Here is a 24,362-nt window from a genome sequence, read left to right as displayed (position 1 = left end):
GACATGGTGTCTTCCACTTCCGACGTCGAGGACGGCGGTCTCGGCGATTTCGGATACAAGGAATCTCTCGACCGCAGTCTGGGCAAATTCGCGAGTTTCGCGGCCGGCGTCAGCTACATCTCGATCCTGACCGGCACGTTCCAGCTGTTCTACTTCGGATTCGGGTCCGCGGGCCCGGCTTATCTGTGGTCCTGGCCCATCGTCTTCGTCGGGCAGATGGCCGTGGCGCTGTGTTTCATGGAACTCGCGGCCAAGTATCCGGTGGCGGGCTCGGTCTACAACTGGGCGAAGCTGCTCGGCAGCCGCATCGTCGGATGGTCGTCGGGGTGGCTCATGCTCACCGCGTCGATCGTCACGTTGTCGGCGGTGGTGCTCGCCCTGCAGGTGAACCTGCCTCGGTTGTGGTCCGGCTTCCAGCTCATCGGGGACGGCACGGGGGAGTACGACTACGCCACCAATGCCGTCGTTCTCGGCACCATCATGATCGCGTTCACGACTCTGGTGAACGCCGCGGGCATCCGCTTGATGGCGCGGATCAACAGTGCCGGCGTCTTCATCGAACTCGTCGCGGCCGTGCTCATCGCCGTGATCCTGGCGTTCAACATTCAGCGCGGCCCGGAGATCTTCTTCTCCACCAACGGGTACGGAACCGAGGAGAGTGCCGGGTACCTGGGCGCGTTCCTCGTGGCGTCGCTGGCGTCGGGCTACGTGATGTACGGCTTCGACACGGCGAGCTCGCTCGGTGAGGAGACCGTCGAACCGCGGCGTACCGCCCCCAAGGCGATCCTGCGGGCCATCCTCGCGTCGTTCGTCATCGGCGGCGCCATCCTCGTGTTCGCCGTCATGGCTGCGCCGGATCTGAACGATCCCGAGCTGGGCACGCCGCAGGGTGGACTGCAGTCCATCGTCACCTCGGTGCTGTCCGGACCCCTGGGAACGGTGTTCCTGATCTGCATCCTGGTGGCCGTCACGGTGTGCTCGCTCGCGGTGCACACGGCGGCGATCCGCCTCACCTTCGCGATGGCGCGCGACAACGCGCTGCCGTTCGGCGAGCGGCTGGCCACCGTGCATCCGAAGTACCAGACGCCCGTGGTGCCCGCCGTCGTGATCGGTCTGCTCTCGATCCTGATCCTCGTGATCAACGTGGGGCAGCCCAAGATCTTCACGGTGCTCACGTCGATCGCGATCATCATGATCTACCTGGCGTATCTGATGGTCACGGGACCGCTCTTGAAGAAGCGACTGAAGGGCGAGTGGCCGCCGAAGGACCTGCAGGAGGGTGGCTACTTCACGATGGGTCGCTGGGGTCTGCCCGTCAACATTTTTGCGGTCGTGTGGGGCGCCGGCATGGCGCTGAATCTGGCGTGGCCGCGCGAAGCCGTCTACGGGACACCCTGGTACAACACCTGGGGTGCGTTCGTCTACATCGGTGTCATCCTCGGGCTCGGATATCTGTGGTATTTCACCGTCGGTCGCGGACACATCGGTACGTTGACGTCACACGCAGCGACCACCACAGCGGGTACGGCGGAAGGCGAGAAGGTATGACGGACGCGATCTTCGATTACGTCATCGCGGGCGGCGGAACTGCGGGATGTGTTCTCGCCGCACGCCTCAGCGAGGATCCCACCGTGACCGTGTGTCTGGTCGAGGCGGGACCCACGGACGTCGGGAACGACGACATCCTGGTGCTCGACCGGTGGATGCATCTGCTCGACTCCGGCTACGACTGGGACTATCCCGTCGAGCCGCAGGAACGCGGCAACAGCTTCATGCGCCACGCGCGGGCGAAGGTGTTGGGCGGCTGCTCGTCTCACAACTCGTGCATCGCGTTCCATCCACCGGCCGGAATCCTGGACGACTGGGAGGCCATGGGCGCCACGGGCTGGAACGCCGAGTCGATCCTCCCGTACGTCTCGCGCGTCACCGGACCGGTGACGCTGCGGGACGTTCCGCCACTCGATCCGTGTGGTGCCGCCGTCCTCGAGTCCGCGGCCGGCGTGGGACTGCCGACCGTGCAGTTCAATCGCGGTGAGACGGTGCTCAACGGGGCCGGCTGGTTCCAGATCAACTCGTCCGACGACGGGTTGCGCATGTCCACCTCGCACGCGTACCTGCATCCGATCATGGCGACGCGCCCCAATCTCGAGGTCCGCACGGGCTGCTGGGTCAGCGAGATCGTCATCGACGACTCGCTCACGGCCACCGGAGTGCGGTATCAGCGTCCTGATCTGACGGGGCACGACGTCGTCTCCGCACGCCGTGAGGTCATTGTCACCGCGGGTGCGATCGACACTCCGAAACTGTTGATGCTGTCGGGAATCGGGCCCTCGGTGCACCTGCGCGAGATGGGAATTCCGGTGCGTGTCGACTCGGCGGGCGTCGGCGCGAACCTCGACGACCACGTCGAGGGCCTGGTGTTCTGGGAGGCGTCGAAGCCCATGGTCACCACGTCGTCGCAGTGGTGGGAGATCGGCCTGTTCGCCACGACCGAGGACGATCTGACGTATCCGGACGTGATGATGCACTACGGCAGCGTGCCGTTCGACATGAACACCCTGCGCTGGGGCTACCCCACCACGGACAACGGCTTCTGCCTGACTCCCAATGTGACACAGGGCCGTTCACGCGGAACCGTCCGACTGCGCTCACGCGATTTCCGTGATCGCGCCAAGGTCGATCCGCGGTACTTCACCGACAGCGAGGGGCACGACGACCGCGTGATGCTCGCGGGTCTCAAGCTCGCTCGACGCATCGCCGACCAGCCGCAGCTGAAGGACTGGATCGCCCGCGAGTTGGCGCCGGGGCCGGACGCCGTCACCGACGACGATCTCCTCGACTACGTGCATCGCACTCACAACACCGTGTATCACCCGGCCGGCACCGCGAAGATGGGTGCCGCGTCGGATCCGATGGCGGTGCTCGATCCCGAATTGCGCGTCAAGGGCGTGCACAATCTGCGGGTGGTCGATGCGTCGGCGATGCCGAAGCTGCCGGCGGTGAACCCGAACATCACGGTGATGACGATGGCGGAACGGTGTGCCGACCTCGTCACCGGCTGACACGCTCGCAGAATTCCTCGCCGGTCACTCTCCGTTCGACTCGCTGACCAGAAGCGATCTCGCCGATCTGGCGGCGACGGCGTCCACCGCCGAGTACGCGGCGGGCGACGTCGTGGTCGGACCGGGTGTCGACGACATCGACGCGGTGTGGGTGGTGTGGTCCGGCAGCGTCGACCTGCTGCACCCCGACGACGTCGACGGCGCCGCGCCGCTCGACACGATCGAGCCGGGTGGGTTGTTCGGCTTCTCGGCCATGCTCGTCGGTCTGCGCACGACCTTCACGGCGACGGCGGCGCGGCCTTCGGTCGTCGTGCGCCTGCAGGGTCCGTCCGTGCGACCGGTGTTCGCGAGCCCCGCGGGCGTGACGTACCTGGCTCGCACGATCGCGCAGTCCTTCGGCGGCCGGTCCATCGCCTCACCGAGTCCCGACGGCGCCGGTCTGTCGGCGGCGCCCGGCGGCACCGCGGCCGCCCTCGTGCGTCGTGCGGCGGCGACCGTGGACGCCGACACCTCGATCCGCGACGCGGTCTGCCTGATGACGGAGCGCGGGTCGTCGTGCGTGGTGATCCCGACGACGCGGGGCCGGTACGGCATCTTCACCGATCGAGACCTGCGGACTCGGGTGGTCGCCGCCGGTGTGCCGGTGGACACACGGATCGGATCCGTCATGACAGTGCCCGCGGCCGTGGTGGACGCGGACCGGACGCCCACCGGCGTCCTGCTCGAGATGCTCGAGCTCGGCGTGCAACACATGCCGGTCGTCGATGTCCGGGGCGGTCTGGTCGGTGTCCTCGAGAGCGCCGATCTGCTGGCCAACTCGACCACCCGCAGCTTCTCGTTGCGTCGGCACGTCGAGGCAGCCGTGTCCACCGACGCGTTGATCGGGGTGAGTGCGGGTCTGCGTCCGCTGATCGTCGACCTGTGGCGCACCGGGACCACCGCGGGGGCCGCGTCCGGGATCCTGTCCGTGGTGGTGGACGCCCTCGTCCGTCGTGCCGTGGAGCTGGCGATCGCGGCATCGCCGACCCCGCTGCGCGGCCGAGATCTCGCGTGGTTGTCGCTGGGAAGCGTCGGACGACGGGAGGCGATGCCGTCGTCCGACGTCGACAGCGCGTTGTCGTGGAGCGACGGCCTCGCCGGCCGAGAGGAGGCGCTCCGCGGCCTTGCCCGCGCCGTGCACCGCACGCTCGACGCCTGTGGACTGCCCGCCGACACCAACAACGCGATCGCGTCCAGCCCCCGCTTCGCCCGATCGGCCTCCGCGTGGCGCGCCGCCGCGAGCGGCTGGCTCGACGACCCCCTGGGCGATCGCGGCATCGTCATGTCCTCGCTCCTGGTCGACGGCCGGGTGGTGTGGGGCGATCCCGATCTCCACTCGGTTCCGGACGCGTACCGCGAGATGGCCGTCGAGCATCCCGAGGCGCTGCGGCTCCAGCTCCGCGATGCGCTGGCCACCCGAGCACGGGTGCGGTCGGTGCGGGACGTGCTCGCGCGGCGCGGTACGACGGTGGATCTCAAGTCGCACGCGGTGTCGCCGATCGTGAACCTGGCGCGGTGGGGCGGTATGAGTGTCGGCGTCGCCTGCGCGTCGACACCCGCCCGGCTGACCGCGGCGGCGGGCAACGGATTGCTGTCGGAACCGGACTCACGCGTGCTCGTCGACGTGTTCGAGCGGCTGCAGCACCTGCGTTTCGGCCATCAGGTGGACTGCCTGAGCGACGGGCGCACCCCGACGGACGTCGTGGCCCTCGGTGAGCTGACACCCCTCGAGCGCAGCATGGTGATGGACGCGATCCGGGAGATCGCGTCGGTCCAGCGCAGGGTGGGCCACGTGGCGTCCACCGTCGGTGTCCCCGTGCCCCGCGCGGTGCGCGACCGCTGACACCCGGTGCCGGATAGAATCGGACACCATCATGGCTTCTTCCGAGATCTCCGTGTCCGACACGTCCGGCACCGACGACGGCGACGACGCGGGGAGAGCGGTGACGCGCGGTACCGCGGTGCAGTCGGTCGACCGCGCTCTCGAGGTCCTCGAGATCGTCGCTCGACTCGGGACGGCAGGTGTCACGGCCATCGCCGACGAACTCGGGGTGCACAAGTCCACCGTCTCGCGGCTGCTGGGGGTGTTGGACGCCCGCGGCTTCGTGGAGCAGGTGGGTGAACGGGGCAAGTACCGGCTGGGGTTCACCATCGTCCGCCTCGCCGGGTCCGCGACGGCCGAACGCGACCTCGCGAAGGCAGCGCAGGGCATCTGCGACATGTTGGCCGAGAAGGTGGGGGAGACCACCAACCTCGCGGTGCTCGACGAGGACCGCGCCGTGAACATCGTCAAGGCTCGGTCCGAGTCCGAGGTCGCGCTGCGTACGTGGGTGGGCCAGGGCAGCCCGGTCCACGCCACGTCGAGCGGGAAGATTCTCCTCAGCGGACTGTCGCGGGACGAGGTACGTCGGCGCCTCCCGTCCCGGTTGGACTCCTTCACGGAGACCACGGTGACCTCGTCGACCGCGCTGGAGCAGGAGCTCGAGGCGGTGCGCTCGCGGGGCTGGGCCTCAGTGCGTGAGGAACTCGAGATCGGTCTGAACGCGGTGTCCGCGCCCGTGCGTGACCACACCGGGGACGTCGTGGCTGCGCTCAGCGTCTCGGGTCCGGCCTACCGGCTCGAACCGGACGACTTCGCGTCCGTCGCGGCGGACGCGATGAGTGCGGCCCTCGAGATCAGCCGCAAGCTGGGATACGGCGGCGACTGACACCGTGACTTCTCACAGTCTCGGGGGTGAGTGTTACGAATGGAAACATACTTCAGGTATGGTTATGGAGTCCTTGACCTGATCGCCGATAGTTTCCTCGGCAGTTGGCGGTGTTGCGGTATGACCGGTCTCCACCCGCGCGGCGTGCTCGACGCACCGCCGTCGTCGGCGCTCCAGAGCGGTGTCGTCGCGGCGATCGACGCGGTGGCGCGGCGGAACCCGTCGAGTCTCGCGCTGGTCTCACCCGCCGACTCGATCACCTACGGCGAGCTCGCCGTGGCCGCCAGAAACCGCGGAGCCGCGCTGCGCCGTGCCCACTCCCGCGACCGCGTCCCGCTCGCCGTACTCGCCGACGGCTCGGTCGACGCGGTCACCTCCGTCCTGGCCGTCCTCGCCTCCGGGCATCCCCTGTTCGCCGTCGACGCCGAACTTCCCGACGTGCTCCGCGCGCACGCCTGCGCGGCCGTCGGTGCCGTACCGGCCGCGTCGGTGACGTTCGATGCTCGTCGCGACGCCGTCGTGGATCACGAGGGTGTCTGGTGGGAGTCGCCCGCCTGGGATCAGGGTCTCACCGAAGCCGGCCGGCCCACCGCACTCGACGCCTGGCGGCCCGCCCTCGTCGCGCTCGGTCCGGGCACGACCGGACGCGTCACCGTCACGCACGAGGAGTTGGCCGCGTCGGTGTCCGATCTCGCCGTCCGTGCGGGTCTCGCGCCGGGCACTCTCTTCGACCTGTCCCACCCGTCGGCCTCGGTCGCGGGTCTCGTCGGACTTCTGGCCGGTCTGGTCACCGGCTGCACCGTCAGCGCGCCCGGACGGGGATTTCCCGCGGCGGTGTGACGCCCGGGCCTCCGGTGCGATGCACGTCCGCGTCCGTCGGGGCACACTGTGGCGGTGACCGACGCCGCAGATCAGCCTGCACACCCGACCGTCGAGCACTCTCGGCTCGCCGAATCGCCCGGAGCACAGAGCGCCTGGCGTACCTGGGGCCCGTATCTCGCGGGCCGTCAGTGGGGCACCGTGCGCGAGGACTACTCCGAGGACGGCAACGCCTGGGAGTCCTTCCCCTTCGACCACGCCCGCTCGCGCGCCTACCGATGGGGCGAGGACGGCCTCGGGGGCATCTGCGACCGCTTCGGCTTCCTCAATTTCTCGGTGGCCCTGTGGAACCGGCGCGATCCGATCCTCAAGGAGCGGCTGTTCGGACTCACCAACGGTGAGGGCAATCACGGCGAGGACGCCAAGGAGTACTGGTGGGCGCTCGACGGAACGCCCACCCACAGCTGGATGACGTGGCTCTACCGCTACCCGCAGGCCGAGTACCCCTACGAGGGGCTGCGTGAGGCGAGCCGCGCGCGCACACGCATGGACCGCGAGTTCGAACTGGCCGACACCGGGGTGCTGGACGAGAACCGGTTCTTCGACGTGGTCGTCACCTACGCCAAGGCGTCGCCGGACGACGTGTGCATCGTCGTCGACGTCACCAATCACGGGCCCGAGGCCGCATCGGTCGACGTGGTGCCGCATCTGTGGTTGCGCAACACGTGGTCCTGGGGGCGCGACGATCGCACCGCCTCCATCGTCGACGTCACGGCGGACGCGCTTCCCGGTGACATGGCCGTGGTGCGTGCGGAGCACGGTTTTCTCGGCCGGTACCACCTCGCCGCTCAGGGTGATGCGCGAGTGCTGTTCTGCGACAACGAGACCAATGCGGTGGAGCTGTTCGGCGCCGCGGAGAACCTCTCGGCCTGGACGAAGGACGGCATCGGGCGGCGCATCGTCGAGGGCGACGAGTCGGCCGTCAATCCGGACGGCACGGGGACGAAGAGTGCGTTCTGGTATTCGCTCGACGACGTGGCGCCCGGCGAGACCCGCAGCATCCGTCTCCGGTTGAGCACCGCGGTGCCGGACTCGTTCACGTTCGGCCCCGGCTTCGACGCGGTCCTCGCCGACCGACGGTACGAGGCGGACCAGTTCTACGACCACGTCATCGGCCCGGATCTGTCCGCGGCCGACCGCCACGTCGCACGGCGCGCCTACGCCGGCCTGCTGTGGTGCAAACAGCTCTACCGCTACGACGTACGCGAGTGGGCGCAGGGTGATCCGGTGGGAGCGTCGGCGCCGCAGTCGCGACTCGACGCGACCGCCCGCAACCATGCCTGGTCGCACTTCTCGCTCGCGGACGTCGTCTCCATGCCGGACGAGTGGGAGTACCCGTGGTTCGCCGCATGGGATCTCGCCTTCCACACCATCCCGCTGGCGCACGTCGACCCGGACTTCGCCAAGGAACAGCTCGTGCTCATGTGTCGCGAGTGGGCGATGCACCCCAACGGTCAACTGCCCGCGTACGAGTGGGAGTTCGGAGACGTCAACCCGCCGGTCCACGCGTGGGCGGTGTGGCAGGTCTACCGCATCGACGGACACCGCGACCGTGAGTTCCTGGTCCGGGTGTTCACCAAGCTGTTGTTGAACTTCTCGTGGTGGGTCAACCGCAAGGACGCTGGCGGCTCCAACATCTTCGAGGGCGGCTTCCTCGGGATGGACAACATCGGGATGTTCAACCGCTCGGAGCCACTGCCTCCCGGTTTCCGACTCGAGCAGTCCGACGCGACCAGTTGGATGGCGTTCTACTGCCAGCAGATGTTCAAGATCGCGATCGAACTGGCACGCCACGACTCCGCCTGGGACGACGTCGCGACGAAGTTCTTCGCGCATTTCCTGTCCATCGCGGAGGCCGTGGGATCCTTCGGGTCGGCGCAGATGTCGCTGTGGCACGAGGAGGACGGATTCTTCTACGACGTCCTCGCCCCACCGCACGGTGACGCGGTGCCGCTGCGGGTGCGCTCGATGGTGGGCCTCCTGCCGATCCTGGGGGCCACCGAGATCCCGTCATGGGTGCCGAAGGAGTGTCCGGACCTGACGTCTCGCTTGCGGTGGTTGCAGCACCGGAGACCGGATCTGGTGTCCCCGATGATGTCGCGCAACGACAACGGGACCTGGCGCATGCTCCTCGCCCTCGTGGATCCCGATCGGCTGCGGCGCATCCTCGAGCGCATGTTCGACAGCGACGAGTTCCTGTCGTCCTTCGGTATCCGGTCGCTGTCCGCGTCCTACCGCGACGGCGTCACGATGGAGGTCGAGGGCCGATCACTGTCCATCGAGTACGAGCCGGGGGAGTCCCGCACGTCGATGTTCGGCGGGAACTCGAACTGGCGCGGCCCGGTGTGGTTCCCCGTCAACGTGCTGCTCGCCGACAAGCTCCGCGCCTACGGTCGCTACTTCGGCGACACGTTCACCATCGAGATCCCCACCGGGTCCGGCGTGCAGCACACCCTGGTCGAGGCCGCCGAGATCATCGAGAACGGCCTCGCGGACCTGTTCCGCGTGCGCGGATCCGGTCGGCCGTCGGACGGCGATCGCATCGAGTCCTCGGACGATCCGCTGTGGTCGGAACATCCGACCTTCAGCGAGTACTTCGACGGGGACACCGGAGAGGGGCTCGGCGCCAGCCATCAGACCGGCTGGACCGCGCTGGTCGCGCATCTTCTCAATCCCAGAGTGCCGCAACCGCCGACGCCGCCGGGTTAACGTGGCGGCATGAAGATTCGCGGAGCTGTCCTGGAAGAGATCGGCCGTTCGCGGCCGTTCGCGGAGTCGCGTCCCCTGACGGTGTCCGAGCTCGAGCTCGATCCTCCCGGCGAGGGGGAGATCCTCGTACGCATCGAGGCGGCGGGGCTGTGCCATTCCGATCTGTCGGTGGTCGACGGCAACCGCGTGCGCCCCGTCCCGATGCTGCTGGGGCACGAGGCCGCGGGCATCGTCGAGGGCGTCGGCCCGGGGGTCGATCTCGCGCTCGGCACGCGCGTGGTGATGACCTTCCTGCCTCGATGCGGTGAGTGCTCGGGGTGCCGGTCGAACGGGCGCACACCGTGCATCCCCGGCAGCGCGGCCAACAACGCCGGCACTCTGCTCGGCGGAGACGTGCGGCTGCGCCGCGACGGCGTCGAGATCAAGCACCACCTCGGGGTGTCCGGTTTCGCGACGCACACGGTGGTGGACCGCCGGTCGGTGGTGCCCGTGGGCGACGACGTCCCGCCGGCCGTCGCCGCGGTGCTCGGGTGCGCGGTGCTCACCGGCGGCGGCGCACTGCTGAACGCCGCGTCCCCCACCGAGGGCGACACCATCATGGTGGTGGGGCTCGGCGGAGTGGGCATGGCCGCGGTGCTCACCGCGGCCTCGCTCGGACTGGGCGACGTCATCGGGGTCGATTCGATGCCGGAGAAGCTGGAGACGGCCCGCGAGTTGGGCGCCACGTCCGTGTACACCCCGCAGGAACTGGCCGAGTCCGGCGTGCGTGCCCAGATCGTCGTGGAGGCCGCCGGCAACGCGCGCGCCTTCGAGACCGCTCTCGCTGCCACTGCTCCGGGCGGCACCACCGTGACAGTGGGCCTGCCGTCGCCGGACGCCCGAGCGTCGATCTCGCCCCTCACGCTCGTGGCCGAGGCGCGGACCATCGTCGGGAGCTACCTCGGGTCCGCCGTTCCCGAACGGGACATTCCGACGTACGAGCAGATGTGGCGCGAGGGCCGCTTCCCGGTGGAGAAACTGGTGTCCTCACGCATCACGCTCGACGGGATCAACCGGGCGATGGACGAACTGGCGGACGGCAAGGCGATTCGTCAGGTCATCGAGTTCGACCACTAGGCTGTCCCCGACAGTTCCAGGTGAGGGGTGAACAGGTGACAGAGGCGATACGTGTCGGAGTACTCGGCGCGGCCGGCAAGGTCGGCCAGGCGGTGTGCGAGGCCGTCGAGGCCGCGGCCGACACGGAGCTCGTCGCTCGCGTGGACAAGGACGACCGGCTCGAGACGTTCGCTGAGAACGGCGCGCAGGTCGTGGTCGACTTCACCCATCCCAGTGTCGTCATGGACAACCTGCAGTACCTGATCGGCGCCGGGATCCATGCCGTCGTGGGCACCACCGGGTTCGACGACGAGCGACTCGATCAGGTGCGGTCCTGGCTCGCGGACTCGCCCGCGACCGGAGTGCTCATCGCTCCCAACTTCGCCATCGGCGCCGTGCTGTCGATGGCGTTCGCGCAGCAGGCGGCACGCTTCTTCGACTCGGTCGAGGTGATCGAGCTGCACCACCCGAACAAGGCGGACGCGCCGTCCGGCACCGCGTACCGCACGGCGGCGCTCATCGCGGACGCGCGGCGCGCGGCGGGAGTGGGCCCGAGTCCCGACGCGACCACCACCGAACTCGACGGTGCGCGCGGCGCCGACGTCGACGGAGTGCGTGTGCACTCCGTGCGCCTCGCCGGTCTGGTGGCGCACCAGGAGGTGCTCCTGGGAACGCAGGGCGAGACTCTCACCATCCGGCACGACTCGATCGACCGCACCTCCTTCACTCCCGGTGTGCTGCTGGGCGTCCGGTCCATCGCGGCGCGGCCCGGATTGACGTTGGGCATCGAACCGCTGATGGATCTGTGATGAGCAGCGGGAAGTCAGGAGGACGGTCGGAGTGAGCAAGTATTCGCGGGTGGTCGCGATCATCGCCGTGATGGTGTTGGTTCTCGGCGTCTACTTCGTCATCCTGGGCGGGCGGGGGATCGACTTCATCCAGCTCGGCGGTCCGGTGAACATCGGGCTGGGTATCGGTGTGCTGATCCTTCCGCTGCTGGGCCTGTGGATCGTGGCGGCGACGCTGCGGGCGGGTTTTCGGCACCAGCACCTGGCCCGTCGGATCCACGACGAGAATCTCGAGCTGGACGTCGACGACCTTCCGCGCATGCCGTCGGGGCGCATCGAGCGCGGCGCGGCGGATTCGCTCTTCGCGGACGTCAAGGCGGAGTACGAGAAGTCGCCCGACGACTGGCGCACGAACTACCGTCTCGCCCGTGCGTACGACTACGCGGGCGATCGCGGGCGCGCACGCGAGATCATGCGGCGCGCCGTGGAACTCGAGCGCACCGAGAGCGCGTGACCGTCCTGCTGGTGGTGCACCACACGGTGTCGCCGCCCATGGCGGAGATGCTCGAGGCGGTGCTGGCCGGGGCGCGGGATCCCGACATCGAGGGTGTCGACGTCCGGGTGCGCCCGGCCCTGGGTGCCACGATCGCCGACGTGGTCGACGCGGACGGCATCCTCCTCGGCACTCCCGCGAACTTCGGGTACATGTCCGGTGCTCTCAAGCATTTCCTCGACACGGTGTACTACCCGACGCTCGGGTCGATGAACGGAAAGCCCTGGGGCGCCTGGGTGTACGGCAACAACGACACTGCGGGCGCGGTGCGCGCACTGACGAGCATCGTGAGCGGATGGGGCCTCGAGCCGGCCGCGGTGCCCGTCGAGGTGACCGGGTTCGACGCCGCTGCGCGGGAACGGCTCGTCGAACTCGGTGGCACGGTCGCCGCGACGATCATGCCTGCCTGATCACTCCGGAAGGGTCAGCGGGGACGCGGGATCCGGCGCGCTCTCGACGAACGCCGGCGGGTTCGCCGTGTCGAACGTGGTGGGCAGGGTCGCGCACGTCGCGCCGGGCTCCGGGAAAGTGTTCGGATTCAGGCGCAGTGCCGAGACGAAACGGTCGATGCGCTCGTCGTCGCTGCTCTCCACTGCCAGGCGATGCCCCCACGACTGCAGCGAGATCCGGCGATCCATGCCCGGATACGGCGACATCATCAGGTACGGCTCGCCCTCCACCCGCGCGGCCAGCGCTGCGATCTCGTTGTCGTCGAGCGCTTCGGGGTCGTATGCGATCCACACGGCACCGTGTTCGAGGGAGTGCACCATGTTCTCGGTGCGCACGGCCTCCGGATAGACCACGCCGGTGCACGTCGCCCACGCGTTGTCATGTCGACCACCCATCGGCGGTGAGAAGGCGTACGCCACACGGTAGTTCGGCAGTACGTGGTAGGCGGGCGGGTAGTCGACCACCTCGATGCCGTCGAGCGCGAGAGAGGGGTCGGGATTGTCGGCGGTGGGCACCCACGCGTCGGCCGTCGGACGTCCCTCGACGGCCCTGCCGCAGCCCCCGGCGAGGAGGGCGGCCGACAGGATCAGGGGAACGAGCGCCGACCGATGCATGATTCGAGAGTATCCGTCCGGCCGCACCGTCCTGCTCGTCAGCCGTTCCGCACCACCGCGACGACGAAGACGCGTCGGAACGGGAAGAAGGTGGTCCCGTCGGATCGTGCCGGGTAGGCCTCGGCCAACAACGGAGCGAGGTCGTCGCGGAACTCGTCCCGACCCTTCTCGTCGAGGAGGTCGAAGATCGGGGTGAGAGCGGTGCCGGAGACCCAGTCGAGAACGGGCCGGGCACCACGGAGTTGCTGGACGTACGTGGTCTCCCAGGCGTCCACGGCGCAACCCCGGGCGGCCAGCAGGTCGGCGTACTGCTCGGGATCGTCCACGGCGTTCGCGTGCCGCAGCTCGAGAGTGGGAAGTCGCGGTGCCCAGGCGTCCGATGTCGCGAGGTCCCGGATGATGCGGTGCGACGGTGCATCGAAGTTGCCGGGCATCTGGACGGCGATCACGGCACCGTCCGGCAACTGGCCGGGCCAGCGCGCCAGCAGTTCCCGGTGTTCGGGCACCCACTGCAGAGTCGCGTTGGAGACGACGACGTCGGTGTCGGAGGACGGCACCCAGTCCCGCACGTCGAGCACGGTGGCGTCCAGACCGGCAGCGCGCGCGGCCGCGACCATGTCCGGCGAGTTGTCCGACGCCTCGACGGCGGCGTCCGGCCAGCGGTGCGCGAGCAACGCCGTCGCATTGCCCGGGCCGCAGCCGAGATCGGCGACGCGCCGGGGACTCCCGACAGAGATGCGTGCGAGCAGTTCGCGGAACGGACGGGTGCGCTCGTCGGCGAAGGTGAGGTAGTCGGACGGGCTCCACATGATGGCTCCTTCGACGGGCCGGCAAACAGTACGCTTGTACTGTTACGCACGCTACGCCGGAGTGAGCAGCACTGTCCACCGGCGCTACGGTCGCTGGACACGTGAGGGTGAGGAGGCTGCCGGTGCAGTACCCGCGATCCGGTGTGGCGTTGCTCGTCGTCGCCGCCGTGCTGTGGGGGACCGGCGGTGTTCTCGGAACCGCGCTGGGTCGCTCCGCGGACCTCCCGTCCACCGCGGTCGCCGCGTACCGGCTCGGCCTCGGCGGGCTGATGCTCCTCGCGGTCGTGGCCACGACCGGGGGCGTCCTGCCGCGCGGCCGACCTGTGTGGAGTCGCATCGCCGTCATCGGAACACTCGCCGCGGTCTTCCAGGGTGCCTACTTCGCGGCCACCGTCACGGCGGGCGTGGCGGCCGCGACCCTGGTGACCATCGGGTCGGCTCCGGTGGTGGTCGTCCTCGTGGAGTCGCTGACGTCACGTCGCCGCCCGGCGGGTGCCGTCGTGCGGACCGTCGTCGTCGGTGTCGCGGGGCTCGGGCTGCTAGTCGGTTCCCCGGCCGACGGCGATCTGCGGTCCACCGTCGTGGGTGGCGCTCTGGCGGTGGTGTCGGGCAGTGCGTTCGCGACGATGACCCTCGTCGGTCGTCGACATGCCGCGCAGGGCGACGACACCGTCGTCACCGGATGGTCGTTCGTGCTGGGCGGGGCGCTGCTCGCGGTGGCAGCGACAGCCACGGACCGCACGGCGCTGCTCCCGGTCGTGTCGGTGACGAGCATTCTCCTCGTGCTCAGCTTCGCCCTCGTCCCGACGGCTGTGGCCTACAGCGCGTACTTCCGCGGACTGCGGACCGCGGCGGCGTCGACGGCGGCGGTCGTCGCACTCCTCGAACCTCTCACCGGTACCGTCCTCGCAGTGATCCTGCTGGACGAACGACTCACGGCGGTGGGCGCCGTCGGTGCGGTGCTGCTCCTGGTGTCCGTCGTCGACGCCGGAGTGACCCACGCCCGGACGAACGCGGGCGGTGCCCATGCGTGAGCTGTCCGCGGCGGCAGCGCGTCGCACGGCCGTCGCGGCCCAGGGCTTCGGTCGAGCGCGGTCCGGTGCGGTCTCCGGCAGGCGCGCGGTGGCGGGTGTGGTGCGCTCGACGAAGTTGCTGCAGATCGATTCGGTGTCCGCGGCGGTGCGGGCGCACTACGCGCCGGTGTTCAGTCGTGTCGGCCCCTACGACCGTCAGGCGCTGGACGATGCGGCATGGACCGACACGGCGCGATCGCCGCGCCTGCTCGTCGAGTACTGGGCGCACGAGGCGGCATTCCTGCCCGTCGCCGACTGGCCGCTGATGCGGTGGCGGATGGATCAGTACGAGCACGGTCGGTGGGGCGGCGCCGCGAGGGTCGCTGCGCGCAGTCCCGGACTGGTGGAGGACGTGCTCGACGCGATCCGCGACCAGGGGCCCGTCACCGCGCGAGAGCTCGAAGTTCTGTTGGATCGCCGGAGACCCGGCCCCAAGGGGTCGTGGTGGGACCACAGTGACGTCAAGGTGGTGTGCGAACAGCTCTTCGCCGGCGGCGTGTTGTCGGTACCGCGGCGGGAACGGTTCACGAGGCTGTACGACCTCGCCGAGCGCGTGCTGCCCCCGGACGTCGTGTCGCGACGGGTGGACGAGGTGGACGCGGTGCGTCAGCTCGTCGAGAAGTCGGCCGAGGCGATGGGGGTCGCCACGGCGGCCGACCTGCGCGATCACTACCGGCTGTCGGCGGCCCAGACCACTCGGGCCGTGGCCGACCTGGTGGACGCGGGCGTGCTGGTGCCCGTGACCGTGACCGGGTGGCGGGATCAGGCCTTCCTGCATCGAGACACCCGGGTACCGCGGTCGGTCGAGTCGGCCGCACTGCTGTGCCCGTTCGACCCGCTGATCTTCGGGCGTCCGCGCACCGAGCGTCTCTTCGACTTCCACTACCGCATCGAGATCTACACGCCCGAGCCGAAGCGGACGTACGGGTACTACGTCTTCCCGTTCCTGCTGCACGACGAGCTCGTCGCCCGCGTCGACATCCGGGTCGATCGCTCCGCCGGAGTGCTCACGGTGCCCGGTGCGTTCACCGAGCCCTCCGTCGACGCCCGCGGCCGCCGTGGCGAGGTGGCGGCGGCGCTGGCCGCGTCGGTGACGGAGATGGCTCGATGGCTGGACGTGGCCGACGTCGTGGTCGGTGACCGTGGTGATCTCGCGGCCGACCTGGGCCGCGAGGTACGCGCCGTCTCTCGATGACGCCGCCACCCCATAGTCTGTGTCGAATGTCCCAGCGTCCAGTCTCAGAGCATCGAGCCGGTGCCCCGTTGTCCGTTCAGCTCGTGGCCGCGACGTCCTTCACCCCTCCGTCGGAGGTGCCGTGGGAGACCGACGCCGACGGCGGTCAGGCGTTGGTCGAGTTCGCCGGCCGGGCCTGCTACCAGAGCTGGTCGAAGCCCAATCCGCGCACCGCGACCAACGCCGGGTATCTCAACCACCTACTGGCCGTGGGGAACTGGTCGGTGTTCGAGCACGCGTCCGCGAGTTTCTACATCACCGGCATCTCACGCTCCTGTAGTCACGAGTTGATCCGGCACCGCCACTTCTCCTTCTCGCAGCTCTCCCAGCGTTCGGTGTCCGAACGCGACGCGCTGATGGTCGTGCCTCCAGCTCTCGAGTCCGACGCGACGTTGCGTGAGTTGTTCCAGAATGCGACCGACTCGTCCCGTGCCGCGTACGACGCGTTGCTGTCCGCACTCGAAGCGGAGACCGGTGCGGACTCGCCTGCGGTCGTCGCCGGGAAGCAGGCGCGGCAGGCCGCGCGCTCGGTGCTCCCGAACGCCGTGGAGACGCGCCTGGTGATGACCGGGAACTACCGGTCGTGGCGGCATTTCGTCACCATGCGGGCCTCCGAGCACGCGGATCTCGAGATCCGACGGCTTGCGGTGGCCTGCCTGCGGCGCCTCGTCGAGGCCGCACCCGACGTCTTCGCCGACTTCGAGATCGAGACACTGGCCGACGGAACGGAAGTCGCCAGGAGTTCGTACGCGGGGGAATAGGCGGCGCGGGTCGTGGGGGTCCGGCGGCCGGACGGGGACCGGGTAACCTTCCTGACCATGACCATCGGTGACACCGCGAGGACTGTCGACGCTGCGGGGACTGTCGACACTGCGGCACGAGTGCAGACGAGCAGCACGCCCTCGCCGTTCGGTGCCGTCTCCGTCGCGATGGTGACACCGTTCACTCCGGACGGTGCTCTCGACATCGACGCCTCCGTCGCACTGGCCGCGCATCTGGTCTCGAGCGGGTGCGACAGCCTCGTGATCTCGGGAACGACGGGCGAGTCGCCGACCACGACGGATCGCGAGAAGGCCGACCTGCTGCGCGCCGTGGTCGCTGCCGTCGGAGATCGCGCTCGCATCGTCGCCGGCGCCGGTACCAACGACACCGCGCACAGCATCGAACTCGCTCGTGCCGCCGCCGACGCCGGGGCACACGGACTGCTCGTCGTCACCCCGTACTACTCGCGCCCGCCGCAGGCCGGCCTGTACGCCCACTTCGTCGCCGTGGCCGACTCGACCGATCTGCCCGTCATGCTGTACGACATCCCGCCCCGCTCGGTGGTGCCGATCGAGACGGAGACGTTGCGTCGCCTCGCCGATCATCCGCGCATCCTCGCCGTCAAGGACGCGAAGGGCGACCTCGCCGCGGGAGCCGAACTCATCGCCTCGACCGGTCTCGAGTACTTCTCGGGCGACGACCCGCTCAATCTGCCCTGGCTGTCCGTCGGGGCCGTCGGCTTCGTCAGCGTCATCGGGCACCTCGTGCCCGGCAAGCTCCGGGATCTCCACTCCGCCTGGGCCGCGGGCGACATCGCCGCAGCGCAGGCCATCAACGTCGGTCTGCTCCCGATCGTGCGGTCGTTCGCCCGACTCGGCGGCGTCACGGGCTCCAAGGCGGGCCTTCGACTTCTCGGCATCGACGTGGGGGAGCCCCGTCTGCCACAAGTTCCACCGTCCACCGATCAGATCGATGCTCTGGCAGCCGATCTTCACCGTGCAGGAGTTCTTTGATGACTCGACCGCCCAGGCGGCGCAGTGCCACCCGTAGTGCCGGACCGCCCGCGGAACTTCCTCCGCAGGAACAGCAGCCCGCTCCTCCTGCACCGAAGGCCGAGGCCGCGCCCGTGCAGGATGCCCCCGCGGCGCAGGCGCCGGCGAAAGCCGCTCCCGTGAAGGAGGCGCCCGTGAAGGACGCGCCGACCGGCCGCGACCGCCAGTCGGGCGGCTCGCGATCGTCGAACGGCAACTCGGGCTCGGGTGGGGGCCGCGGTCCTCGGTCGCGTCCCGCGCGCACCCCGCAGAACTCCGCTGCCATCCAGCGACCCGATGCGCGCACGGTCGTGGACAAGACGCAGCGACTCGGAGCTCCGCCCAAGGCACCGAAGAACGGTCTCCGCATCGTCGCTCTCGGCGGCATCGGCGAGATCGGCCGCAACATGACGGTCTTCGAGCACAAGGGCAAGCTGCTCATCGTCGACTGCGGTGTGCTCTTCCCCGAGGACGCACAGCCCGGTGTCGACCTGATCCTCCCGGACTTCCGTCACATCGAGAACCGGATGGACGACGTGGTCGCCCTGGTGCTCACCCACGGTCACGAGGACCACATCGGTGCCGTGCCGTTCCTGCTGCGCCTGCGCCCGGACATCCCGGTCATCGGCTCCAAGTTCACGTTGGCGCTGCTGGCGGCGAAGTGCCGTGAGCACCGCCAGAAGCCGAAGCTCGTCGAGGTGCGCGAGGGCGAGAGCACGAACCACGGACCGTTCGAGCTCGAGTACTTCGCGGTCAACCACTCGATCCCCGACGCGCTCGCCGTCGCCATCCGTACCGATGCCGGTGTCGCGCTGCACACCGGCGACATCAAGCTCGACCAGCTGCCGCTCGACGGCCGCCTGACCGATCTCGGCGGGTTCTCGCGACTCGGCGACGAGGGTGTCGACCTCTTCCTTGTGGACTCCACCAATGCCGAGGTGCCCGGATTCGTCACGCCCGAGCGTGAGATCGGCGGTGTCCTGGACACGGTCATCGGCAAGGCCAGGAACCGCGTGATCGTCGCGTCGTTCGCGAGCCACGTGCACCGCATCCAGCAGGTCATCGACGTCGCACACCGCTACAACCGCAAGGTCGCCTTCGTCGGGCGGTCGATGGTGCGCAACATGGCCATCGCCCAGGAGCTCGGGTACCTGACGGTGCCCTCGGGTGTCGAGGTCGACATGGACACCGCGACGAAGCTCGCGGACGACAAGCTGGTCCTGGTCTCCACCGGCTCGCAGGGCGAGCCGCTCTCCGCGCTGTCCCGGATGGCGCGGGGTGAGCATCGTCAGATCAACATCCGTGCCGACGACCTGGTCGTCCTCGCGTCGTCGCTGATCCCCGGCAACGAGAACTCCGTGTTCGCCGTCGTCAACGGGCTCGCGAAGCGTGGCGCCAAGGTGGTCACGCAGCAGAGCGCCAAGGTGCACGTCTCCGGCCACGCGTCGGCCGGCGAGCTGCTGTACCTCTACAACGCGGTCCGTCCCACCAACGCGATGCCCGTGCACGGCGAGTGGCGGCACCTGCGCGCCAATGCCGCTCTCGCGGTGTCGACGGGTGTGCCGGAGGAGCGCGTGGTGCTGGCCGAGGACGGCGTCGTCGTGGACATGGTCGACGGCCTCGCCGAGATCGTCGGCCAGGTGCCGGTGGGCCACGTGTACGTCGACGGCCTGTCCGTCGGCGACGTGGGTGACTCGACGTTGTCCGACCGCCTCGTCCTCGGTGAGGGCGGCTTCATCGCCATCACCATGGCCGTGGACACCACCACCGGCAAGTCCGTCGGCACTCCTGAGGTCTCGGGTCGCGGCTTCTCCGACGATCCCGCGGCACTGAAGGAAGCGGCGCAGCTGGTCGAGGCGGAGTTGGTGCGTCTCGCCGGCGAGGGTGTGCGGGACACGCACCGCATCGCGCAGTCGGTCCGCCGCATCGTCGGTCGCTGGGTGGCGGACAAGTACCGCCGCAAGCCGATGATCGTGCCGACCGTGCTCGAGGTCACGCCGAGCTGACACGGTCGCACTCGACAGGCCGGCCCCGGGGACACCCCGGCGCCGGCCTGTCGTGTCTCTCGCCCCGTCGTCGGCCGGCTAGGCGAGCAGGTTGTACAGACCGACGAGGCCCAGCAGGACGATGCAGGCACGCAGCACCCGCGGTGACAGACGCCGGCCGTACCGTGCTCCCACCGCGCCGCCGATCAGGGAGCTGACGGCGATGAGACCGGCTGCCGCCCAACTGATCCGGTCGAAGGCGAAGATGATGAACGATGCCGCCGCCACGACGTTGACCACGAGCGACAGCAGATTCTTGGCCGCGTTCATGCGCTGGATGTTCTCCGGCAGCAACGCGCCCATGACGCCCATCAGCAGAATGCCCTGGGCCGCGGTGAAGTAGCCGCCGTAGACACCCACGGCGAACGTCCCGATCACCAGCAGCACGAAGCGTCCGCGGCCGATCCCGGCGGCGGTGTCCGGCTCGGAGCGCTTCTGGGCCCAGGCCTGGATGCGGGGGCCGGTGACCACCAGGACCAGCGCCAGGATCAGCAGCACCGGAACCACGGCGGTGAAGGTCTTCTCGGGCAGGTGCTGCAGGAGCCAGGCACCGAGCACGCCGCCGAGCAGCGATCCGGGGAGCTGCCAGCGCAACCGCGACCACTGGCCGCGTAGTTCGCGTCGGTAGCCCCATGCGCCGGAGGCGCTGCCTGCCACCAGTCCGATCGCATTGCTCATGGTCGCCGTGACGGGTGGGTAACCAAAGGCGATGAGAGTGGGGAACGTGATGAGCGTTCCTGACCCGACGACGGCGTTGATGCCACCGGCGGCGAACCCCGCGAGCAGCACGAGGACTATTTCGGAGACGGGCACACCGGCGACCGTACGACACGGCTAGATTCGTGTGTCATGAGCCTTGCGCACGACGAACGTCTGGAACTGGCCGACACGATGGCGAAGGTCGGTCCGGACGCTCCCACCCTGTGCGGTGACTGGACCGTCCGGGATCTCGCGGCGCATCTGGTGATCCGCGAACGCCGCCTGGATGCGGCTCCGGGCATCTTCCTACCGCCGCTGGCGGGGTACACGCGCCGCGTGCAGGACTCGGTCGCCGCGGGGGAGTGGGTGGGTCTCGTCGACGACGTGCGCACGGGACCTCCGGTGTGGTCGCCGTACAAGCTCCTCGACGCGCAGATCAACCTCGGGGAGATGTTCGTCCACCACGAGGACGTCCGGCGGGCCGACGGATCCGCACCGACTCCGCGAGAACTGAGCGCCGAGATGCAGACCGCCCTGTGGGGTCTGCTGGGTCTGCTCGGCCGTGTCGCCTACAGGGGAGCCCCCGTGGCCGTGGACGTGGAGACCCCGGACGGTCGTCGGCGGACGTTCGGGAAGAAGTCGGCCTCGCGCCGGGTGGCGCTGCGCGGGGAGCCGTCGGAGCTGGTGCTGCACGCGTTCGGCCGCGATGCGGTGGTGCTGGAGTTCGACGGTGACCAAGCGGACGTCGCCGCGGTGAAGGGCCTCGACCGCGGCGTGTGACAGCGGTCGAGCTGTTACTGGTGTTGCGGATGGTCCGGATGGGGTCGACCGACTAGCCTGACGGGTATGGCAGGCAAGACGAGTACGCGCGCGTCCCGATCCGGCGCGGCCGGATCGAGCAAGGCAGGCACCGGCACGAGTGGTGCCTCCACCGGACGCGGGCGGACGGTCACGACGCCGCGCAAGCCCACCGCCCCCCGGTCGTCCACCGGGCGCACCCCGGCGACTCGCTCGTCCGGTACCGCACGGTCGTCGTCCGGAGCCCGACCTCGCAGCGCCCCCAAGCGCACGATCTCGCCCGGTCGCGCGGCCCTGAACTCCGTGGGTCGCGGCATCGGCAAGGGGTGGGGCCTCGCCGCGCGCGGACTCGGTGCCACCACTCGCACCGTCGGCAAGGCCGCCGACATCGAACACGGCCACCGCCGCGACGGCATCGCCCTCGGGTGCCTCGCGGTCAGCGTGGTCGTCGCCGCCGGTCTCTGGTTCTCGGCCGGTGGCCCGGTCGGGGAGTGGATCGAGATCGGGCTGCGCGCCGTCGTCGGCAGCGCGGCCATCCTGCTGCCGCTGCTCGGCATCGGCGTCGCCGTAGCCCTGATGCGGACCGAACCCGCTCCCGACGACCGCCCCCGGCTCGTCCTCGGGTCTCTGCTGGTCGGCCTGCCGATGCTCGGACTCTGGCATCTGGGTTCCGGATCACCGGACGACCTGGCCGGGCGTGCGTCCGGCGGCGGCTTCGTCGGCTTCGTCGTCGGCGGTCCGCTCAGCAGCGGGGTCACCGTCTGGCTCGCCGTGCCGCTGCTCCTGCTCGCGGTCCTGTTCGGCGTCCTTCTCCTCACCGGGACGACCGTGCGCGACATCCCCGCGCGTCTGCGGACCCTGTTCGGTACGGCGAACCGCGGCGACGAGTACAGCGACTACGAGGACTGGGAGGAGGAGTCGCACCTCGGTGACTTCGCACCGGACGGGTACGACTCCGCGGGCTACGGCTCCTCGTACGACGAGTACGACCCGGCCCTGTTCGACGCCGACGGCTACCCGGTCGACGAGAAGCCGGCGAGGTCGCGCCGCCGCCGATCGTCCGCGCCGGCCGACGCGTACCCGGTGGAGGAGTCGGCACCGGTGGACGACGCTCCCACCGAGTACGTGCCGGTGCCGCCGCCCGTCCGCACGCGTGCGAAGGAACCGGTGGTCGAGCCGACGCCGAAGCCGAAGCCCGCTCCGGTCGTCGCGGCGACTCCGCCGAAGCCGAAGGAGGACGACAAACTCGTCGTGGACCGCGTCGTCGACGGCGACTACGTCCTGCCCTCGCTGTCCCTGCTGATCGACGGCGATCCGCCGAAGACGCGCAGCCAGGCGAACGACGCGATGATCGAGGCGATCTCCGAGGTCCTCGAGCAGTTCAAGATCGACGCCGCCGTCACCGGCTTCACCCGCGGACCGACGGTCACGCGCTACGAGGTCGAGCTCGGACCGGGCGTCAAGGTCGAGAAGATCACGGCGCTCGCCCGCAACATCGCGTACGCGGTGGCCACCGACAACGTGCGTCTGCTGGCCCCCATCCCCGGCAAGTCGGCGGTGGGCATCGAGGTGCCCAACTCCGACCGCGAGATGGTCCGCCTGGCCGACGTGCTGACGGCGCCCTCGACCCGCAAGGATCACCATCCTCTGGTCATCGGCCTCGGCAAGGACATCGAGGGCGACTTCGTCAGCGCCAACCTCGCGAAGATGCCGCACCTCCTGGTGGCGGGCTCCACCGGCTCGGGCAAGTCGAGCTTCGTCAACTCCATGCTGGTGTCGTTGCTCGCGCGGGCGACGCCGGAGGAGGTCCGGATGATCCTCATCGACCCCAAGATGGTCGAGCTGACCCCGTACGAGGGGATCCCGCACCTCATCACGCCGATCATCACGCAGCCGAAGAAGGCTGCCGCGGCCCTCGCCTGGCTGGTCGAGGAGATGGAGCAGCGCTACCAGGACATGCAGGCAAACAGGGTGCGCCACGTCGACGACTTCAACAAGAAGGTGAAGTCGGGCGAGATCACCGCACCGCTCGGCAGCGAGCGCGTCTACAAGCCCTACCCGTACATCCTCGCGATCGTCGACGAGCTCGCGGACCTGATGATGACCGCGCCGCGGGACGTGGAGGAGGCGATCGTCCGCATCACGCAGAAGGCGCGCGCGGCCGGCATCCACCTCGTGCTCGCGACCCAGCGCCCGTCCGTCGACGTCGTCACGGGCCTGATCAAGACCAACGTCCCGTCCAGGCTCGCGTTCGCCACGTCGTCGCTGACCGACTCCCGCGTCATCCTGGATCAGCAGGGTGCGGAGAAGCTCATCGGTATGGGCGACGCCCTGTTCCTGCCGATGGGCGCGGGCAAGCCCACCCGTCTGCAGGGTGCCTTCATCACCGACGAGGAGATCACCGCGGTCGTCGACTTCGCCAAGAACCAGGCGGAGCCGGAGTACCAGGAGGGCGTCACCGCGCAGAAGGCCGCGGAGAAGAAGGACGTCGACGCCGACATCGGCGACGATCTCGACGTGCTGCTCCAAGCCGTCGAACTCGTCGTGACGAGTCAGTTCGGCTCGACGTCCATGCTGCAGCGCAAGTTGCGCGTCGGCTTCGCCAAGGCCGGCAGGCTCATGGATCTGATGGAGACGCGCGGAGTGGTCGGCCCGAGCGAGGGATCGAAGGCCCGCGACGTCCTGGTCAAGCCCGACGAGTTGGACGGGCTGCTGTGGTCGATTAAGGGCGGGGATCCGGGAGAGTCGGACAATCCGGACGAGTGACGGTGGCCCCGTTGTGAATTGACTCTCACGCTAGCTGAGTTTTACCTGTGCATTACCCTTCGCGTGCCTCCATACGTCCGGGGCTGTGGCATGGTTGTTTTCAGGAGGGGAGTATCCCCAGCTTGCGAAGGACCCGTCAGCACGATCGAGCCCTGCCTCGATCCGGGTCATCGGCAGACACAGTGGTCGCACGAGACATCATCACTGGTTCTGTGGGAGAGACCTCCGGAGCCCACCCATGGACTACC

20 protein-coding genes are annotated in these 24,362 nt (G+C 69.3%); 17 read left to right on the top strand and 3 right to left on the bottom strand.

Annotated features, from left to right (window positions below; all coding sequences use genetic code 11):
* The first annotated feature begins 3 nt into the window (after window positions 1-3).
* The 10 genes from ASG69_RS11945 to ASG69_RS11900 all read left to right on the top strand — a co-directional run bounded on the left by ASG69_RS11945 (window position 4) and on the right by ASG69_RS11900 (window position 12,243).
* Entirely contained in the window at window positions 4-1,548 is a 1,545-nt protein-coding gene (locus ASG69_RS11945) for an APC family permease (protein ID WP_056444948.1), read from the top strand.
* On the top strand, window positions 1,545-3,062 hold the full coding sequence (locus ASG69_RS11940) for a GMC family oxidoreductase (RefSeq protein WP_027505097.1): 1,518 nt from the start codon (window positions 1,545-1,547) through the stop codon (window positions 3,060-3,062). Before ASG69_RS11945 ends, ASG69_RS11940 begins: the two co-directional genes overlap by 4 nt.
* Window positions 3,040-4,944, top strand: a complete 1,905-nt coding sequence (locus ASG69_RS11935) for a DUF294 nucleotidyltransferase-like domain-containing protein (protein ID WP_056444945.1) — start codon at window positions 3,040-3,042, stop codon at window positions 4,942-4,944. Before ASG69_RS11940 ends, ASG69_RS11935 begins: the two co-directional genes overlap by 23 nt.
* Window positions 4,945-4,975: 31 nt before the next feature.
* Entirely contained in the window at window positions 4,976-5,809 is an 834-nt protein-coding gene (locus ASG69_RS11930; RefSeq protein WP_037185313.1) for an IclR family transcriptional regulator, read from the top strand.
* A gap of 120 nt (window positions 5,810-5,929) precedes the next feature.
* Entirely contained in the window at window positions 5,930-6,649 is a 720-nt protein-coding gene (locus tag ASG69_RS11925; RefSeq protein ID WP_056444942.1) for an AMP-binding protein, read from the top strand.
* 54 nt (window positions 6,650-6,703) lie between these two features.
* Complete coding sequence (locus ASG69_RS11920) at window positions 6,704-9,397, top strand: MGH1-like glycoside hydrolase domain-containing protein (RefSeq protein ID WP_056445300.1); 2,694 nt, start codon at window positions 6,704-6,706, stop codon at window positions 9,395-9,397.
* A 9-nt stretch (window positions 9,398-9,406) separates the two neighbouring features.
* Complete coding sequence (locus tag ASG69_RS11915) at window positions 9,407-10,513, top strand: zinc-binding dehydrogenase (RefSeq protein ID WP_056444936.1); 1,107 nt, start codon at window positions 9,407-9,409, stop codon at window positions 10,511-10,513.
* A gap of 35 nt (window positions 10,514-10,548) precedes the next feature.
* Window positions 10,549-11,301, top strand: a complete 753-nt coding sequence (gene dapB, locus ASG69_RS11910) for a 4-hydroxy-tetrahydrodipicolinate reductase (protein WP_027505103.1) — start codon at window positions 10,549-10,551, stop codon at window positions 11,299-11,301.
* A 70-nt stretch (window positions 11,302-11,371) separates the two neighbouring features.
* Window positions 11,372-11,794: a hypothetical protein gene (locus ASG69_RS11905; protein WP_197027766.1), complete on the top strand. Its 423-nt coding sequence runs from the start codon at window positions 11,372-11,374 to the stop codon at window positions 11,792-11,794.
* Complete coding sequence (locus ASG69_RS11900) at window positions 11,791-12,243, top strand: flavodoxin family protein (protein ID WP_027505105.1); 453 nt, start codon at window positions 11,791-11,793, stop codon at window positions 12,241-12,243. Before ASG69_RS11905 ends, ASG69_RS11900 begins: the two co-directional genes overlap by 4 nt.
* Here the strand turns inward: ASG69_RS11900 and ASG69_RS11895 are convergent, their stop codons facing one another.
* Together ASG69_RS11895 and ASG69_RS11890 are read right to left on the bottom strand one after the other, a co-directional pair.
* The gene (locus ASG69_RS11895) at window positions 12,244-12,897 is read right to left on the bottom strand and encodes a DUF3105 domain-containing protein (RefSeq protein ID WP_056444933.1); all 654 of its coding nucleotides are present in this window, start codon (window positions 12,895-12,897) and stop codon (window positions 12,244-12,246) included.
* A gap of 38 nt (window positions 12,898-12,935) precedes the next feature.
* Window positions 12,936-13,706, bottom strand: coding sequence for a trans-aconitate 2-methyltransferase (locus ASG69_RS11890; RefSeq protein ID WP_056444928.1), 771 nt, complete (start codon window positions 13,704-13,706; stop codon window positions 12,936-12,938).
* A gap of 122 nt (window positions 13,707-13,828) precedes the next feature.
* Between ASG69_RS11890 and ASG69_RS11885 the strand changes: the two genes are divergently transcribed.
* The 5 genes from ASG69_RS11885 to ASG69_RS11865 are packed head-to-tail and all read left to right on the top strand — an operon-like array spanning window position 13,829 to window position 19,812.
* Window positions 13,829-14,740 carry a DMT family transporter gene (locus ASG69_RS11885; RefSeq protein WP_056444925.1) on the top strand — a complete coding sequence of 304 codons (912 nt, stop codon included), beginning with the start codon at window positions 13,829-13,831 and terminating at the stop codon, window positions 14,738-14,740.
* Window positions 14,733-15,974, top strand: coding sequence for a winged helix-turn-helix domain-containing protein (locus ASG69_RS11880; protein ID WP_056445297.1), 1,242 nt, complete (start codon window positions 14,733-14,735; stop codon window positions 15,972-15,974). Before ASG69_RS11885 ends, ASG69_RS11880 begins: the two co-directional genes overlap by 8 nt.
* A gap of 26 nt (window positions 15,975-16,000) precedes the next feature.
* Window positions 16,001-16,774 (top strand): FAD-dependent thymidylate synthase, encoded by a 774-nt coding sequence (thyX, locus tag ASG69_RS11875; RefSeq protein WP_056444922.1) that lies wholly within the window; start codon window positions 16,001-16,003, stop codon window positions 16,772-16,774.
* Between the two features lie 57 nt (window positions 16,775-16,831).
* Window positions 16,832-17,788 (top strand): 4-hydroxy-tetrahydrodipicolinate synthase, encoded by a 957-nt coding sequence (gene dapA / locus ASG69_RS11870; RefSeq protein WP_081821173.1) that lies wholly within the window; start codon window positions 16,832-16,834, stop codon window positions 17,786-17,788.
* The gene (locus tag ASG69_RS11865; RefSeq protein ID WP_082544490.1) at window positions 17,788-19,812 is read left to right on the top strand and encodes a ribonuclease J; all 2,025 of its coding nucleotides are present in this window, start codon (window positions 17,788-17,790) and stop codon (window positions 19,810-19,812) included. Before dapA ends, ASG69_RS11865 begins: the two co-directional genes overlap by 1 nt.
* A gap of 78 nt (window positions 19,813-19,890) precedes the next feature.
* On the opposite strand, the gene ASG69_RS11860 is transcribed toward ASG69_RS11865, so the two are convergent.
* Window positions 19,891-20,664, bottom strand: coding sequence for a sulfite exporter TauE/SafE family protein (locus ASG69_RS11860; RefSeq protein WP_056444919.1), 774 nt, complete (start codon window positions 20,662-20,664; stop codon window positions 19,891-19,893).
* Between the two features lie 36 nt (window positions 20,665-20,700).
* On the opposite strand from ASG69_RS11860, the gene ASG69_RS11855 reads away from it, so the two are divergent.
* Together ASG69_RS11855 and ASG69_RS11850 are read left to right on the top strand one after the other, a co-directional pair.
* Entirely contained in the window at window positions 20,701-21,330 is a 630-nt protein-coding gene (locus tag ASG69_RS11855; protein ID WP_056444917.1) for a TIGR03085 family metal-binding protein, read from the top strand.
* 66 nt (window positions 21,331-21,396) lie between these two features.
* Window positions 21,397-24,114, top strand: coding sequence for a DNA translocase FtsK (locus ASG69_RS11850; RefSeq protein ID WP_200933806.1), 2,718 nt, complete (start codon window positions 21,397-21,399; stop codon window positions 24,112-24,114).
* The last annotated feature ends 248 nt before the right edge of the window (window positions 24,115-24,362 follow it).

The sequence above is a fragment of the Rhodococcus sp. Leaf225 genome, from assembly GCF_001426145.1.
Lineage (GTDB): Bacteria > Actinomycetota > Actinomycetes > Mycobacteriales > Mycobacteriaceae > Rhodococcoides.
This window is presented reverse-complemented; position numbering and strand designations above follow the sequence as displayed.

What these genes read in the sequence shown, in the direction of transcription:
- ASG69_RS11945 (WP_056444948.1), top strand. Translation starts at nt 4, where the DNA reads ATGGTGTCTTCCACTTCCGACGTCGAGGACGGCGGTCTCGGCGATTTC.
- ASG69_RS11940 (WP_027505097.1), top strand. Translation starts at nt 1,545, where the DNA reads ATGACGGACGCGATCTTCGATTACGTCATCGCGGGCGGCGGAACTGCG.
- ASG69_RS11930 (WP_037185313.1), top strand. Translation starts at nt 4,976, where the DNA reads ATGGCTTCTTCCGAGATCTCCGTGTCCGACACGTCCGGCACCGACGAC.
- ASG69_RS11925 (WP_056444942.1), top strand. Translation starts at nt 5,930, where the DNA reads ATGACCGGTCTCCACCCGCGCGGCGTGCTCGACGCACCGCCGTCGTCG.
- ASG69_RS11915 (WP_056444936.1), top strand. Translation starts at nt 9,407, where the DNA reads ATGAAGATTCGCGGAGCTGTCCTGGAAGAGATCGGCCGTTCGCGGCCG.
- ASG69_RS11905 (WP_197027766.1), top strand. Translation starts at nt 11,372, where the DNA reads ATGGTGTTGGTTCTCGGCGTCTACTTCGTCATCCTGGGCGGGCGGGGG.
- ASG69_RS11895 (WP_056444933.1), bottom strand. Translation starts at nt 12,897, where the DNA reads ATGCATCGGTCGGCGCTCGTTCCCCTGATCCTGTCGGCCGCCCTCCTC.
- ASG69_RS11890 (WP_056444928.1), bottom strand. Translation starts at nt 13,706, where the DNA reads ATGTGGAGCCCGTCCGACTACCTCACCTTCGCCGACGAGCGCACCCGT.
- ASG69_RS11880 (WP_056445297.1), top strand. Translation starts at nt 14,733, where the DNA reads ATGCGTGAGCTGTCCGCGGCGGCAGCGCGTCGCACGGCCGTCGCGGCC.
- thyX (WP_056444922.1), top strand. Translation starts at nt 16,001, where the DNA reads ATGTCCCAGCGTCCAGTCTCAGAGCATCGAGCCGGTGCCCCGTTGTCC.
- dapA (WP_081821173.1), top strand. Translation starts at nt 16,832, where the DNA reads ATGACCATCGGTGACACCGCGAGGACTGTCGACGCTGCGGGGACTGTC.
- ASG69_RS11865 (WP_082544490.1), top strand. Translation starts at nt 17,788, where the DNA reads ATGACTCGACCGCCCAGGCGGCGCAGTGCCACCCGTAGTGCCGGACCG.
- ASG69_RS11855 (WP_056444917.1), top strand. Translation starts at nt 20,701, where the DNA reads ATGAGCCTTGCGCACGACGAACGTCTGGAACTGGCCGACACGATGGCG.
- ASG69_RS11850 (WP_200933806.1), top strand. Translation starts at nt 21,397, where the DNA reads ATGGCAGGCAAGACGAGTACGCGCGCGTCCCGATCCGGCGCGGCCGGA.